The 14,592-nt window shown below is 42.1% G+C and carries 13 protein-coding genes and 1 pseudogene; 12 read left to right on the plus strand and 2 right to left on the minus strand.

Annotation, left to right across the window (positions count from 1 at the left end; translation table 11 throughout):
- Nucleotides 1-255: 255 nt before the first annotated feature.
- Nucleotides 256-3,478, minus strand: a pseudogene (rne, locus tag P20311_RS03835) (ribonuclease E).
- A 776-nt stretch (nucleotides 3,479-4,254) separates the two neighbouring features.
- Here rne and rluC point away from each other — a divergent pair.
- Both rluC and P20311_RS03845 read left to right on the plus strand, forming a co-directional pair.
- A complete protein-coding gene (rluC, locus tag P20311_RS03840; protein WP_008109857.1) occupies nucleotides 4,255-5,214 on the plus strand; it encodes a 23S rRNA pseudouridine(955/2504/2580) synthase RluC in 960 nt (319 codons plus the stop codon).
- Entirely contained in the window at nucleotides 5,211-5,870 is a 660-nt protein-coding gene (locus P20311_RS03845; RefSeq protein ID WP_008109859.1) for an HAD-IA family hydrolase, read from the plus strand. The genes rluC and P20311_RS03845 overlap by 4 nt, the downstream gene beginning before the upstream one ends.
- A 4-nt stretch (nucleotides 5,871-5,874) precedes the next feature.
- Here P20311_RS03845 and P20311_RS03850 read toward each other — a convergent pair whose 3' ends face one another.
- On the minus strand, nucleotides 5,875-6,480 hold the full coding sequence (locus P20311_RS03850) for a nucleoside triphosphate pyrophosphatase (protein ID WP_008109861.1): 606 nt from the start codon (nucleotides 6,478-6,480) through the stop codon (nucleotides 5,875-5,877).
- Between the two features lie 131 nt (nucleotides 6,481-6,611).
- Between P20311_RS03850 and yceD the strand changes: the two genes are divergently transcribed.
- The 10 genes from yceD (at nucleotide 6,612) to tmk (ending at nucleotide 14,591) form a co-directional block, all read left to right on the plus strand.
- Entirely contained in the window at nucleotides 6,612-7,136 is a 525-nt protein-coding gene (gene yceD, locus P20311_RS03855; RefSeq protein ID WP_008109862.1) for a 23S rRNA accumulation protein YceD, read from the plus strand.
- Nucleotides 7,137-7,145: 9 nt separating this feature from the next.
- Nucleotides 7,146-7,316 (plus strand): 50S ribosomal protein L32, encoded by a 171-nt coding sequence (gene rpmF / locus P20311_RS03860; RefSeq protein WP_008109865.1) that lies wholly within the window; start codon nucleotides 7,146-7,148, stop codon nucleotides 7,314-7,316.
- Nucleotides 7,317-7,328: 12 nt separating this feature from the next.
- Nucleotides 7,329-8,366, plus strand: a complete 1,038-nt coding sequence (gene plsX, locus P20311_RS03865; protein ID WP_008109868.1) for a phosphate acyltransferase PlsX — start codon at nucleotides 7,329-7,331, stop codon at nucleotides 8,364-8,366.
- A gap of 55 nt (nucleotides 8,367-8,421) precedes the next feature.
- Nucleotides 8,422-9,348 (plus strand): ACP S-malonyltransferase, encoded by a 927-nt coding sequence (fabD, locus tag P20311_RS03870; protein ID WP_008109870.1) that lies wholly within the window; start codon nucleotides 8,422-8,424, stop codon nucleotides 9,346-9,348.
- Between the two features lie 11 nt (nucleotides 9,349-9,359).
- On the plus strand, nucleotides 9,360-10,106 hold the full coding sequence (gene fabG / locus P20311_RS03875) for a 3-oxoacyl-ACP reductase FabG (protein WP_008109872.1): 747 nt from the start codon (nucleotides 9,360-9,362) through the stop codon (nucleotides 10,104-10,106).
- A gap of 250 nt (nucleotides 10,107-10,356) precedes the next feature.
- Nucleotides 10,357-10,593 carry an acyl carrier protein gene (acpP, locus tag P20311_RS03880; RefSeq protein WP_008109873.1) on the plus strand — a complete coding sequence of 79 codons (237 nt, stop codon included), beginning with the start codon at nucleotides 10,357-10,359 and terminating at the stop codon, nucleotides 10,591-10,593.
- Between the two features lie 275 nt (nucleotides 10,594-10,868).
- Nucleotides 10,869-12,107 (plus strand): beta-ketoacyl-ACP synthase II, encoded by a 1,239-nt coding sequence (fabF, locus tag P20311_RS03885; RefSeq protein WP_008109876.1) that lies wholly within the window; start codon nucleotides 10,869-10,871, stop codon nucleotides 12,105-12,107.
- A gap of 68 nt (nucleotides 12,108-12,175) precedes the next feature.
- Nucleotides 12,176-12,973, plus strand: coding sequence for an aminodeoxychorismate lyase (pabC, locus tag P20311_RS03890; RefSeq protein ID WP_008109878.1), 798 nt, complete (start codon nucleotides 12,176-12,178; stop codon nucleotides 12,971-12,973).
- Nucleotides 12,973-13,959 carry an endolytic transglycosylase MltG gene (gene mltG / locus P20311_RS03895; RefSeq protein WP_008109880.1) on the plus strand — a complete coding sequence of 329 codons (987 nt, stop codon included), beginning with the start codon at nucleotides 12,973-12,975 and terminating at the stop codon, nucleotides 13,957-13,959. Before pabC ends, mltG begins: the two co-directional genes overlap by 1 nt.
- A gap of 5 nt (nucleotides 13,960-13,964) precedes the next feature.
- Entirely contained in the window at nucleotides 13,965-14,591 is a 627-nt protein-coding gene (tmk, locus tag P20311_RS03900) for a dTMP kinase (RefSeq protein ID WP_008109882.1), read from the plus strand.
- Nucleotide 14,592 lies beyond the last annotated feature (1 nt).

Consider the following 14,592-nt stretch of genomic DNA (forward strand, 5'->3'; position numbering starts at 1 on the left):
GGTTTGGGGAACAGGCTCGAAGCACGATCCCCTCAGCCCGTAAATTTGTGAATGCTTTTCTTAAAGATCTTATTGCACTGAGAGAAGAGAATAAGGAGTAAATGAGAAGATAAAACAAGTGCTAGGGATTAGGCTCGTAACCCGGTACCCGCAGCTCCTCGACCCCGTTTGCCAGTTATATAAATTACAATCAATAAAAAACCGCGTTAAAATCAATTAACGCGGCTTTTTTATGCTTTGAGCTAAACTTAGTGCTTATTCAGCATTAAGTGTTTTAGTCATTGCTGAGCTTGCACGACCGGCAGGTTTTACCGAGCCAGGGCGAAGGCCGCTGTCAGGGATTAACTCGCGTTTGTCATGTGCCATTGCAACCGATGTATGCTTGGTTTCGCTATCAGCTACAGGTGTTGGCTGTGCCATTGGCGCACTTGCATGTCCAGCTGTAATCACTGTTTTAGCGTTTACCTTACTAGAACTCGCTTGTGAAACAGTTTTAGGTTGGCTTGTAACCACTGGTGCTTCTTTCGCTTCTACAGGTGTTTCAGTAGCACTAACCGGTGCGGTTTCAGCTTCAACAGCAACTTCTTCAGTTTTTACTGGTTCTTCAGCTTGTACTGGTTCTTCAGTTTTTACTGGTTCTTCAGCTTTCACTGGTTCTTCAGTTTGTACTGGTTCTTCAGTTTGTACTGGTTCTTCAGTTTGTACTGGTTCTTCAGTTTGTACTGGTTCTTCAGTTTTAACTGGCTCTTCAGTTTTCACTGGCTCTTCAGTTTTTACTGGTTTTTCAGTTTTCACTGGTTCTGCAGCTTTCACTGGTTCTTCAGCTTTCACTTGGCTCTTCAGCTTTCACTGGTTCTTCAGTTTTCACTGGTTCTTCAGTTTTCACTGGTTCTTCAGTTTTCACTGGTTCTTCAGTTTTCGCTAATTCTTCCTCAACAATGTTTTGTTCAACTGCATCAGAGGCATCAACGGCCGATTTATGTGCTTTTGCTTTTAGCTCTGCTTCGTATTCAGCAGCGGCTTGATCCGCAACGGGTACAAACGCAGGCGCTTCATCAGACTTTTCTGGTGCGTTTTCACCTTCAGGGCGACGACGGCGTTGACCTGATGCGCGAAGATGACGTGGTGAACGACGTGAACGAGTGCGTGTTTGCTCTTGTTCTTCATCTTGTGCCACAGCGTTATCGTTTGCATCAACAACAGCCTCTGCTTGTTCTTTAGCAGGTGCAGGTGCTTTTTCATCTGATACTGGCTTTTGCTTTTCAGCAACAGGTGCTTGTTCTTGTACTTGTGGCTTGTCTTCTTTCATCACAGGTTGCTCAACAGCTTGCTCTGTTGTTTGAACTTGCTCAGCACTTTCGTCTTGTACGCGAACTTTTTTACGTAAATTACGACGTTGGCGACGTACCTTAGGCTTTTGCTCTTTTGGCTCAGCACTTGCATTTTTGTCAGACTTAGGCGCAGTATCCGCGTTTTGAGTTGCCTCTGCTTTTACTTGCGTTTTATCTTCAGTTTTATGCTCAGGACGTTTACGCGTATTAGAATTGCGACGGCGCTTATTGCGATTCTCATTCTTTTCTTGCGTATCACCTGCAGGCGCTGACTCATTTTTAGTTTCAGTGTCTGTTGTACGTTCGTTACGTGGTTTATTACGTGGGTTGTTATTACGACGACGCTGGTTGTTGTTACGGCGACGATTATCACTACCACGATTGTTATTGGTGCGCTCTTGAGTTTTCTTGTCAGAAGACTCTTGTGTTGTTTGCTCGCTTTCGTTTGCAAATAACGACTTAATCCACTTACCCAATGAAGTAAATAAACCAATTTTAGCTTTTGCTTCTACTACCGGCGCTGCTTTTGCTGCCGCTTGTGGAGCAGGCGTTGAAGGCATAACGACACCTTTAAGCTTCGGCTCTTCACGTACAGGGGCTGCTGGCGATTTAGACATTTCAAATGCTTCTGGCTCAGGCGCAACAACTTGCTCGTAGCTTACTGTTTCAAGCGTTTCATCTTTACGTAAGCGCATTACTTCGTAGTGTGGTGTTTCCATGTGTTGATTAGGAATAATCACTACGTCACATTTGTGATGCTTTTCAATGCGGTGGACGCTACGACGTTGCTCATTTAATAAATAAGCGGCAACAGCAACAGGCACTTGTGCATTTACTTGTGCAGTATTGTCTTTAATCGCTTCTTCTTCAATCAAACGTAAAATCGATAGTGCAATTGACTCGTTTGAACGAATAGTGCCTTGACCACTACAACGTGGACAAACACCTTGGCTTGCTTCACCTAGTGAAGGGCGTAGGCGCTGGCGCGACATTTCAAGTAAACCAAAGCGTGAAATTTTACCAATTTGAACACGCGCACGATCTGGGCGAGCGGCATCTTTTAAGCGGTTTTCTACTTCACGTTGATGACGTGGAGGAGTCATATCAATAAAGTCGATAACAATTAAACCACCTAAGTCACGTAAACGAAGTTGACGTGCAATTTCATCCGCTGCTTCTAAGTTGGTGTTAAGTGCTGTTTCTTCAATATCGCCGCCTTTTGTTGCTTTAGACGAGTTGATATCGATAGACGTAAGTGCTTCAGTAGGGTCAATAACAATTGAACCACCTGATGGTAAACGCACTTCACGTTGGAACGCAGACTCAATTTGGCTTTCAATTTGGTAATGCGTAAATAACGGTGTGTCACCTTGATAAAGCTTAACGCGGCTCATAAAGTCAGGACGAAAACGCTCAATGTGCGCTTTAGCTTCTTCAAAAACACGTGGCTTATCAATTAAAATCTCGCCAATGTCACGACGTAAATAGTCGCGAATGGCGCGGAAAATCACGTTGCTTTCTTGGTGAATTAAGAATGGCGCTTTAGCACTGTCTGCCGCTTGTTGAATAGCTTCCCAGTGGACTAATAATGCTTTTAAATCGTAGTTTAATTCTTCAAACGATTTACCAACACCCGCAGTACGTACAATCAAGCCCATACCTTTAGGTAGTTCTAAACGGCTAAGCGACTCTTTAAGTTCAGTTCGCTCATCACCTTCGATACGGCGAGAAATACCGCCAGCGCGAGGGTTATTAGGCATAAGCACTAAGTAGCTGCCGGCAACGCTGATAAAGGTTGTGAGTGCAGCACCTTTTTGGCCACGCTCTTCTTTATCAACTTGTACTATTACTTCTTGACCTTCTTTGATCACGTCGCGAATATTCGGACGACCATGGAAGGTGTAACCTTGCGGGAAGTAAGTGCGAGCAATTTCTTTTAATGGAAGGAAACCATGACGATCAGCACCGTAATCAACAAATGCTGCTTCTAAAGATGGTTCAATGCGTGTGATTTTGCCTTTATAAATATTGGCTTTTTTCTGTTCGTGACCTGGGCTTTCTATATCTAAATCATATAGGCGCTGGCCGTCAACCAGTGCTACGCGCATTTCTTCTTGCTGCGTTGCATTGATTAGCATACGTTTCATAATGTTACTCTACTAGTTTGTGTCGCTGACATGACGATGTTTTTCTCGCCTGTTCAGGTGTTCCTATTTTTAGAATGTGCAGCCTCACGACTGGGTCTTTAACGGAACGGCTCTGTATTTTGGTACGCAGTATTTTAAATGCCGGCAAACAATAGGGTGTTATCACGCTATTAAATTCTAAAGGGATTCAAATGTGTTGGCTGTTTAGCTCAATACTCATTTTATCCAGAAGTTGGCCTGTCATATCAATCTTATTAAATGCATTCATATTAGGTGCGTAGGGCTCTTTAGGTTCAAACCATAGTTTCGTTTTTAAAACTACCGTTATCTATTTTATGAGCAAAAATCGCTACCGATGTTAATGAACGCTTATTTATTAGATTTTTTTAGTTCTAAATAAGCTGCTGTACGGTACTACTACAATATTTGAGCGAATTCTGAACGGCGTGTTTTTTACGCCGTCACTATCAGACAAATTATCTGTTCATTGCTTTTACTATCACATTAAAAATCAATTCATGTTCAAACTTAACCAGCAATATATTACGCGCATTGCCGTTAGTTGTGCGCACGTGTTGACTGGGTATGTATAAAAGCTTTGGAAAACTTAACTCGGATCTGTATGATCGGTTACCCAGAATGTGCATCACGAATGTTTTGTTGTGTTAAAAAGCACCGTTGTTATTTGCAAATACTAAATATTTGCGCTGCTGATTATCCCACTATTATAACCGTGTTAGCAACTAAATTATTTTACTTAAATCAGTGATTAGGCAATGTCAGAAAAAACCGGCTTACAAGTATCTTTTGTCACGATCAACGAAGACCACCTAGGTCAGCGTATTGATAACTTTCTTATTACCCATTTAAAAGGGGTGCCTAAAAGCGCAATTTATAAAATTCTTCGTAAAGGTGAGGTGCGTGTTAATAAAAAACGCATCAAACCTGTGTATAAATTGCAGCTAGACGACGTTATTCGTATACCGCCAATTAGAGTGTCAGAGCGTGAAGAGTTTGTACCATCAAAACTCGATAAAGTAACGCGTCTCGAAGACGATATATTATTTGAAGATAAATACCTGATTGTTATTAACAAGCCATCAGGCATGGCTGTGCATGGCGGTAGTGGCTTAAGCTACGGGCTTATTGAAGCATTACGTGTTTTACGCCCAGAAGAGCGCAGCCTAGAGCTTGTGCATCGTTTAGACCGCGATACCTCAGGTTGTTTACTCATTGCTAAGCGCCGCTCAGTGCTGACCGCTTTGCATGAGCAATTACGCGAAAAAACCATGGAAAAAAATTACTGGGCATTGGTAGAAGGCCAATGGGACTCTAAAACAAAAAATGTAACGGAAGGTTTGCGTAAAAATACCCTAAAATCGGGTGAGCGCGTAGTACGTGTTGATAATACCGAGGGCAAACCGTCGCATACCCGTTTTAAAGTGCTTGAACGTTTTAACGATTGCTCATTAGTACAAGCATCCCCTGTAACCGGTCGTACTCACCAAATTCGTGTGCATACTCAGTGTCAAGGCCATGCTATTGCCTGTGATGATAAGTACGGCGACCAAGGATTTGATGAGTCAATGCGTAAACGCGGTTTAAACCGCTTATTTCTACACGCGCATGATTTAAGCTTTTACCATCCTAAAAACGAAACCACTATGCGAGTAGAAGCACCGCTTGATAAAGCACTATCAAGTTGTTTAGTAAAACTTAGAGCAGCAAAGGCGTGATCGTAACCCCAATAAAACATTACAAGCTGGTGATTTTTGATTGGGATGGCACCATTATGGATTCAATTAGCAAAATCGTTAATTGCATTCGCAAAAGTGCCCAATCACATAATATTGAGCCGCCAAGCGATACCGCTAGTAAAAATATTATTGGTTTATCGCTTGAAAACGCAATCGCAACCTTGTTTCCTGATCACAGCGAACATCACGAAACGCTTATTGCAGGTTATAAACAGCAATATGCACTTGATACCACCCCAACACCGGTGTTTGATCACGTTGCACAGGTACTCACTGAGTTAAAAAATCAAGGCGTAATATTGGCGGTTGCCACAGGTAAAAGCCGAGTAGGACTGGAACGTCTACTGAATGAAAGCCAACTGCGTCACTTTTTTAGTGCTACGCGTACCAGCGACGACGCTAAATCAAAGCCTGCTCCCGATATGCTTTATCAATTGCTTGAAGAGCTAGGGATAAGTGTTGATGAAGCGCTAATGATAGGCGACACCCAAATAGATATGGCAATGGCAAAAGCCGCGGGTATGGATAGAATAGGGGTAACCATGGGCGTGCACAACGCAGCGCAATTAAACGAGTTAACCCCGATTGCAACGGCTGACAACTATCAGCAGTTGCAAAATATATTACTCGGTTAATCAGTTAATTTGCGCTAGGCACTTGAGCTGCTAATACATCAACACCAAACTCAGCCAATAATTGGTTGAGTTTAATGAGTGGTAAACCAATTAAGCTGTTTGGATCATCACCACTGAGCTTTTCAAATAAACAAATACCCAAGCCTTCACTTTTAAAACTTCCAGCACAGTTATAAGGTTGCTCTGCATCGCAATAAGCACTTATTTGCGCCGTTGTTAACGTTTTAAAGGTCACATTGAATGGCTCAATAATGGTTTTGCATTGCTTAGTGTGTATATCGTACACACATAAACCAGTTAAAAAAGTGACTGTTTGCCCACTAAATAAGCTCAATTGCTTTATTGCGTTTTCTTTATTGTGCGGCTTACCTAATATTTGGCTATCAAATACAGCAACTTGGTCGGAGCCAATCGCGAGGCCTTGGTCAAAATGATCGACGGCTGCTGCGGCTTTTAATTCACTGAGGCGCTTAACAAGTGTGCTTGGTGTTTCGTTTTTATGCGGCGTTTCGTCAACATCTGGCGAAAACGTTTCAAACGGCAGATTAAATTTTTGTAATAAAGACTGCCTAAATGGCGAGCTTGAGGCTAATATAAGGGGGTGCTTCATGGCATGTTTTCCTAGCGTAAATCAGATTGAGTTAGGATAAATCAGATCCGTGAGTAAAACACGTGAAAAACAACGTAAAATTGGTTTTTTACTTTGACTAACTTACTAACTATCTATATGATGCAGCCCCTATGCAAAAGGTGAAAATTCCCATCACCCTTCATCCGGGCAAAGCAGCTCAGCATCGTTTAAAGTATGACGGCGTTGTACCGCTTGAGAAACTTCCTCGTTTACGAGGGGTTATCCAGGAAGAAGTAGGTGAAATAGCGGTAAAAATTCATTGCAAAAACGATGAGCAAGGTTTAGTTGTGATTAGTGGCAATTTGTCCACACACGTAACTGTCACTTGTCAACGTTGTAATGGTGATTTAGGGTTGGATTTGGATCAAGACTTTGTGTATTCGCCAGTCGGTTTGGATGCAGAGTCAGATGATCTTCCAGAAAGCTACGACGAAGTAGCACTTGATGAAAATGGTGAAATAGACGTGTTTGAGTTAATCGAAGACGAACTTATTTTAGCAGTGCCATTAGTGCCTACCCACAACGAAGCTTCATGCAGTTATACAGCAGAGCCTGCCAGCTTTGGTGTTTTAAAGGCGGAAGATGATAAACCAAATCCATTTGATATTTTGAAACAACTTAAGAAAGATTCTTAGGAGAAGACTATGGCTGTACAAAAAAGCAAAAAGTCTCGTGCAAGACGCGGCATGCGCCGTTCACACGATGCGATCAGTGGTCCAACTTTAACTGTAGACCAAACATCTGGTGAGACTCATCGTCGTCACCATGTGACTGCAGATGGTTACTACAAAGGCGTTCAAGTAATTTCTAACTAAGAGATTGCTTATATGCTGACTAATCTAACCATAGCGTTAGATATGATGGGGGGCGATTATGGCCCCCGTTCATCTATCCCCGCAGCCGTTCGTGCGGTAAATGCTAATGCCAACTTAAAACTCATTTTATGTGGCAACGAGCAAGTAATAGCTAAACAATTAGAATCACTCGATTCGCTTTCTCATCCCAGATTAATAATTCGCCACTGTAACGATGTTGTTACCAATGCCTGCGAACCCGCTGTTGCTGTACGCTCAAAAAAAGATTCCTCCATGCGAGTTGCCCTTGATTTAGTTAAATCGGGCGAAGCGCAAGCCTGTGTTAGCTCTGGTAATACAGGGGCGCTATTTTTTATGGCGCATTACGTATTAAAAATGCTTCCAGGGGTTAAACGTCCCGCACTGATATCTGCTGTACCTACTGAACGTAAAAATCCTGTTTACTTACTCGACTTAGGCGCTAATGTGAATTGTGATGTGCAAATGCTGTATCAGTTTGGCATTATGGGCTCTGTGGTTGCAGGCCAAGCACTTGGCTGCGATAACCCTAAAGTAAGTTTATTAAATATTGGTGCTGAAGATATAAAAGGCCATGAAGAAATTAAGCAAGCCGCACAATTAATGCAACAAAGCGAGCTGATTAATTATATTGGTTACAGTGAAGGTAGCGATATTTTTTCTGGCAAGGCCGATGTTATTGTCTGTGAAGGCTTTGTTGGCAATGTTGCACTTAAAACCTGCGAAGGCATTGCTAAACTTATCATGAAAAAGTTTACCCGTGCCCTCGAAAAGCACGTCGTTTACAAGTGCATGGCGTTTATGTTGGCGCCAATCATAAAAAAACTCTATAAAAGAGTGAACCCCGACCAGTATAACGGCGCTTCTCTGGTAGGATTGCGCGGTATTGTTGTTAAAAGCCATGGAAATGCCTCAGCTAAAGCATTTCATGCTGCAATCGACGAAGCAGTGAAAGAAGTAGAACGTCAACTTCCAGATAAAATAGCTGCTATTTTCGAAAAAACACATTCTAAAGACACGGCGGTTGAATAACAGTTAACGTGCCGTGTTACACATTATTTATTTTGTTTAATTAAAAGAGCAAACTATGGCACAAAAAATTGCACTTCTTTTTCCAGGTCAAGGCTCGCAAACTGTGGGTATGTTACAAGAGCTACTAGCTAGTTCTGACATAGTAAAAGCCACATTTGCAGAAGCTTCAACCGCACTTGGTTACGACCTAGCAGACCTTGTACTTAACGGTCCAGAAGAAAAACTAAATCAAACACACCGTACTCAGCCTGCACTATTAACCGCAAGCGTTGCTATTTATCGTCATTGGTTGGCTGCAAATCCAGATGCAGACGTCGTTATGGCAGGTCACAGCTTGGGTGAGTACTCAGCTTTGGTATGTAGCGATGTGATCAGTTTAAGCGAAGCCGTAAAACTGGTTGAAAACCGCGGTTTATACATGCAAGAAGCCGTACCTGCTGGTGTAGGTTCTATGGCTGCAATTATTGGTTTAGGCGACGATGAAATTAAAGCCGCTTGTGCTGCATCTGCACAAGGTGAAGTGGTTTCTCCAGTAAACTATAACTCGCCAGGCCAGGTAGTTATTGCCGGTCACAAAGATGCAGTTGATAGAGCCTCTGTTGCCTGTAAAGAAGCCGGAGCAAAACGTGCACTGCCATTATCGGTAAGCGTACCGTCGCATTGTGAACTAATGAAACCAGCGGCTGAAAAATTAGCCGCCGATTTAGCCGCTTTAACATTTAATACACCTAAGTGTGATGTAATCAATAATGTTGATGTAAAAGCTGAAGGCTCAGCCGATGCGATTAAAGAGGCATTAGTACGCCAGTTATATAGCCCAGTACGTTGGACTGAAACGGTACAGGCATTGGTTGCACAAGGCGTAACACAAAGTTATGAATTTGGTCCTGGTAAAGTACTAACCGGACTTGCAAAACGCATTGATAAAGCGATGGTGTGTGGCTCAGTAAATGACCTTGCATCAATCGATACAGCTAAATAAGAGTATATAATATGAGTAATTTATTTTCTTTAGAGGGCAAAGTTGTCCTGATCACTGGCGCTAGCCGTGGTATTGGTAAAGCTATTGCAAACACATTAGTAGCGCAAGGCGCAAAAGTAGCGGGCACTGCAACAAGCGAGTCGGGTGCGGCTAAAATTAGCGAATACTTAGGTGATAACGGTAAAGGTTATGCGTTAAACGTAACCGATCCTGCGTCAATTGAGGCGACATTAGCGGCAATTAAAGCTGATTTAGGTGATATTGATGTATTAGTAAATAATGCCGGTATTACGCGCGATAATTTATTAATGCGCATGAAAGAAAATGAGTGGGACGATATTATCGACACCAACTTAAGCTCTATCTTCCGTTTATCTAAGGCCGTACTTCGCCCAATGATGAAGAAAAAGAACGGCCGTATCATCAATATCGGCTCTGTAGTGGGAACTATGGGTAATGCGGGTCAAGCTAACTATGCGGCCGCTAAAGCGGGTGTTATCGGCTTTTCTAAGTCACTAGCGCGTGAAGTAGCGTCTCGTGGTATTACTGTTAACGTGGTTGCACCTGGTTTTATTCAAACAGACATGACCGATGATTTGACAGATGAGCAAAAAGCAGCAACGCTTGCAAACGTACCTGCGGGTCGTTTAGGTCAGCCTGACGAGATTGCAGCTGCGGTATGTTATTTAGCATCTGACGCCGCTGCGTATGTATCAGGTGAAACTTTGCATGTAAATGGTGCGATGTACATGGTTTAAGTTCGTAATACGAATTAAATAAACCAAAAATAGTGTGCGGGTTTGCTAAAAAACATTGAATTTTTCGCAAACTTGCTTTAAACATACTTGAAATCGCTGTGAAAATAAGCGATAAAAGGTAAAATAAACACTCAACAGGTTTGACCAGCAAATTATTTATGGTCAAAAGATTGAATCAGAGAATTATCGGACGTAAACTACGCCGCAATCTGAAAATAACGCATTGGCGTTTTTAATAAAGGAAAGAAGAATGAGCGATATCCAAGAACGCGTAAAGAAAATTATCATCGAACAGCTAGGTGTTAAAGAAGAAGAAGTTAAAAACGAAGCTTCATTCGTTGATGACCTAGGTGCAGACTCTCTTGATACTGTTGAATTAGTAATGGCTCTTGAAGAAGAGTTTGACACTGAGATCCCAGATGAAGAAGCTGAAAAGATCACTACAGTACAATCTGCAATCGATTACGTTACAGCTCACGCTGAGTAATTAATCGCAAATTAAGGGCAGCATTCGCTGCCTTTAATCTTTATATCCAAACCACCTCAAAGTACATGATTCAATACCAAACCCTCACTCACTATCAGCAATTAAGTTGTTATTGCTCAGCGTTGATTATTGGTTTGAGACTCGCACTTTGAGGTAGCTTGGGTATGATCATCCCCAATACTAATAACATAACTAGCAACAGTAATAGTGTTAACGCTGAAATAAACTAAGCTAAGTTAATTGGTATAATAATAATTCCTTATTGGAGGCAAACCGTGGCTAAACGTCGTGTCGTCGTAACTGGCTTAGGAATGTTGACGCCGCTAGGCAATGATGTGCAATCAACCTGGCAAGGCTTATTAGATGGTAAAAGTGGTATTCAAAATATTACCCACTTTGATACATCAAAATTTGGTACTCACTTCGCTGGTTTAATCAATGATTTTGATGCATCGGCTTATATGTCGCCAAAAGATGCTAAAAAAATGGATTTATTTATCCAGTATGGCATTGCAGCGGGTGTTCAAGCTTTTCAAGATTCTGGCCTCGAAGTCACTGAGCAAAACGCAACACGTATTGGTGTAGCGGTAGGTTCAGGCATTGGTGGCTTAACCCTCATTGAAGAAAACCACATAAAATTATTAAACAGCGGTCCACGTAAGTTATCGCCGTTTTATGTACCGTCTACCATTATTAATATGATCTCGGGTCATTTATCTATAATGCACGGCCTACGCGGTCCTAATATTTCAATTGTGACAGCATGTACTACAGGTCTTCATAATATTGGCCATGCCGCACGTATGATAGCTTATGGCGATGCTGATGCAATGGTTGCCGGTGGCGCAGAAAAAGCGTGTACGCCAATTGGTATGGGTGGCTTTAATGCCGCACGTGCGCTTTCAACGCGTAATGACGATCCACAAGCAGCGTCTCGTCCGTGGGATAAAGACCGTGATGGTTTTGTGCTTTCCGATGGTGCCGGTGTGGTGGTTGTTGAAGAATACGAACACGCTAAAGCACGTGGCGCTAAAATTTATGCAGAGCTTGTTGGTTTTGGCATGAGTGGTGATGCTTATCACATGACCTCACCACCAGAAGATGGCGCAGGTGCCGCTCTGGCAATGGAAAACGCATTAAACGATGCGCAAGTAAATGCAGAGCAAGTTGGTTACATCAACGCACATGGTACGTCTACTCATGCGGGTGACAAAGCCGAAACATCAGCGGTTAAAACCATTTTTGGTGATTCAGCTAAAGATGTGATGGTAAGTTCATCAAAATCTATGATGGGTCACTTACTCGGAGCGGCAGGCTCTGTTGAGTCTATAGTGTCTATTTTATCGTTGACCGAGCAAAAAGTGACGCCAACAATTAACTTAGATAACCCAGACGAAGGCTGTGATTTAGATTACGTACCGCATACAGCACGTGACGCTAAACTTGATTACGCTTTGTGTAACTCATTTGGGTTTGGTGGTACTAATGGCTCGTTACTGTTTAAAAAGGTATAATCTTTTTTAACAACGAATGAGAATAAAAACCCAGTTGTTTAACTGGGTTTTTTTATGTGTAAAAAAATATGCAAACAATAATAACAGCAAGTGAAACCAGTAGCATAAGCACCCGTGATAGGGGCTTAAATTATGGCGATGGCTTTTTTACCACCGCAATGGTTACTGATGGACAAGTTGAGCATTGGGCTTATCATAAAGCACGTTTAATTGAATGTGCGCAGCGTTTGGGCTTTCCTGCACTTGAGTTTACTGCTCTTGAGTCGCAGATCACTCAGCAAGTAGCATCACTGGCGCAAGCGGTTATTAAAATAGTGGTAACGCGAGGCGAGGGCGGGCGAGGCTATGCGCCACCGAGTGAATGCAATTTAAACATTATTGTGAGTGTTTTACCTTATCCAGATCATTACAACAGCCTAACAGATTCGGGAATTAGCTTAGCTATTAGCCCGATTAAGTTGGCCGTTCAACCTCATTTAGCTGGGCTAAAAACCTTAAATAGGCTTGAACAAGTACTGGTCAAAAATGCTCTACAAACCCAGCACAGCGATGATGCGCTAGTGCTTGATTACAACAACAATGTAATAGAAACCTCAGCGGCTAATATTTTTGCAATAAAAAATCATAAAATATTTAGCCCAAGGCTGGATGAATGCGGCATTAAAGGTGTTTTTCTGCAATCTTTATGTGATAAATTAGCGGTTGAGTTTAAAACTGTCGGCGTTGATGAGCTTACCCAAGCAGACGCCGTATTTATATGTAACAGCTTAATGAAAATTGTGCCTGTAAAAAGTATAGACGAGCACTGTTTTGATATTGTGCATAGCCAATCATTACTAAACGAGTTACTAGCCAAGGAGGCTTAGTGTTAAAAGTTATATTATCAGTATTACTACTGGCTTTTTTTAGCTCAGTGATTGGCTACCAGCAATTACAAGCAACCATTGAAACGCCATTAAAGGTGGCGCAGAGCACTCAATTTGAAGTTAAAAAAGGCACCGGCTTTAATAAGTTGTGCCGTCAATGGCAGCAACAACAGTGGCTAGAAGACTGCTGGCGGTTTCAAATATTAGCTAAACTAGACCCTACCTTAACTGACTTAAAAGCGGGTTTGTACGAGTTAAGCGCGGATAGCGTGATCAACAATATAAAAAAAATAAACCAAGGCGAGCAAGTTAGCTTTAGTTTTACCATCATTGAAGGCCAAGCACTTAGAGATATATTAAATGCATTAAGTACGGCATCACATTTACAAAACGATTTAAAACTCGAACAACTTGGCGAGCAAATAATCGGTAAGCAAACTCATCTTGAAGGGTGGCTATTTCCTGATACCTATCATTATCATAGTAACGATAATGCGAGTAGTTTATTAAAACGTGCTGCGCAAAAAATGCAGCAAACACTGGCAGATGCATGGCAGCAACGGGCAAGTGATTTACCTTACGACACCGCCTATGAAGCACTGATCATGGCTTCAATAATCGAAAAAGAAACCGCGCTTGCCAGCGAACGCCCGTTAATTGCTTCGGCGTTTATTAACCGCTTAAATACCAATATGCGCTTACAAACCGATCCTACCGTAATATATGGACTAGGCGAAGATTTTGACGGCGATATTAAACGTAAAGACTTGAGAAATTACACCCCGTATAATACCTATCGTATTAACGGATTACCGCCCACACCGATTGCCATGCCCTCCAAAGAAGCCATTTTAGCGGCAGTAAACCCGCCTAAAAGCGAGTATGTTTATTTTGTAGCCAAAGGCGATGGTAGTCATCAGTTTTCAACCACATTAAAACAACATAATGCGGCGGTTAACCGGTATATTTTAAATAAAAAGAATTAGTATTTATGAAACCAAAATTTATAGTTATAGAAGGCCTAGAAGGCGCGGGCAAATCAACCGCTATAGCCCTGTGCCAAGACTTTTTAAACCATCACCATGTTGATTTTATCAATGTGCGCGAACCCGGTGGAACCCCACTGGCTGAATCGTTACGTACTTTAGTAAAAGCTGAGCACCAAGAAGAAATAGCTTTTGAAACTGAGCTGCTAATTATGTATGCCGCGCGTTCACAACTAATGCATAATGTGATCAACCCAGCGCTTGAACAAGGCCAGTGGGTATTAGCCGATCGTCACGATTTATCGTCACAGGCGTATCAAGGCGGCGGGCGAGGAATTAGTGCAAACACCTTAGCGTCGCTATCGTCTATGGTGTTAAAAGGTTTAAAACCCGATTTAACCATTTACCTAGATATTGACCCTGTTATTGGCCTTGAACGTGCAAAAGGCCGCGGCCAGTTAGACAGAATTGAGCAAGAAGCCATTGAGTTTTTTCAGCGCACCCGTATGCGTTACATTGAGCTTGCAAATGATGACGACAGCATAAAAACAGTCGATGCCAACCAAAGCATTGATAAAGTGCATCGTGATATTACCAATGTACTGCGCACATTTTTTTCAGGATTAAAATAAT

The organism is Pseudoalteromonas sp. BSi20311 (genome assembly GCF_000239875.1).
Taxonomy (GTDB): domain Bacteria; phylum Pseudomonadota; class Gammaproteobacteria; order Enterobacterales; family Alteromonadaceae; genus Pseudoalteromonas.

Bases quoted from the DNA above. Each gene is read 5' to 3' on its own strand.
- rluC (WP_008109857.1), top strand. From the start codon at position 4,255: ATGTCAGAAAAAACCGGCTTACAAGTATCTTTTGTCACGATCAACGAA.
- P20311_RS03850 (WP_008109861.1), bottom strand. From the start codon at position 6,480: ATGAAGCACCCCCTTATATTAGCCTCAAGCTCGCCATTTAGGCAGTCT.
- yceD (WP_008109862.1), top strand. From the start codon at position 6,612: ATGCAAAAGGTGAAAATTCCCATCACCCTTCATCCGGGCAAAGCAGCT.
- rpmF (WP_008109865.1), top strand. From the start codon at position 7,146: ATGGCTGTACAAAAAAGCAAAAAGTCTCGTGCAAGACGCGGCATGCGC.
- plsX (WP_008109868.1), top strand. From the start codon at position 7,329: ATGCTGACTAATCTAACCATAGCGTTAGATATGATGGGGGGCGATTAT.
- fabD (WP_008109870.1), top strand. From the start codon at position 8,422: ATGGCACAAAAAATTGCACTTCTTTTTCCAGGTCAAGGCTCGCAAACT.
- fabG (WP_008109872.1), top strand. From the start codon at position 9,360: ATGAGTAATTTATTTTCTTTAGAGGGCAAAGTTGTCCTGATCACTGGC.
- acpP (WP_008109873.1), top strand. From the start codon at position 10,357: ATGAGCGATATCCAAGAACGCGTAAAGAAAATTATCATCGAACAGCTA.
- pabC (WP_008109878.1), top strand. From the start codon at position 12,176: ATGCAAACAATAATAACAGCAAGTGAAACCAGTAGCATAAGCACCCGT.
- tmk (WP_008109882.1), top strand. From the start codon at position 13,965: ATGAAACCAAAATTTATAGTTATAGAAGGCCTAGAAGGCGCGGGCAAA.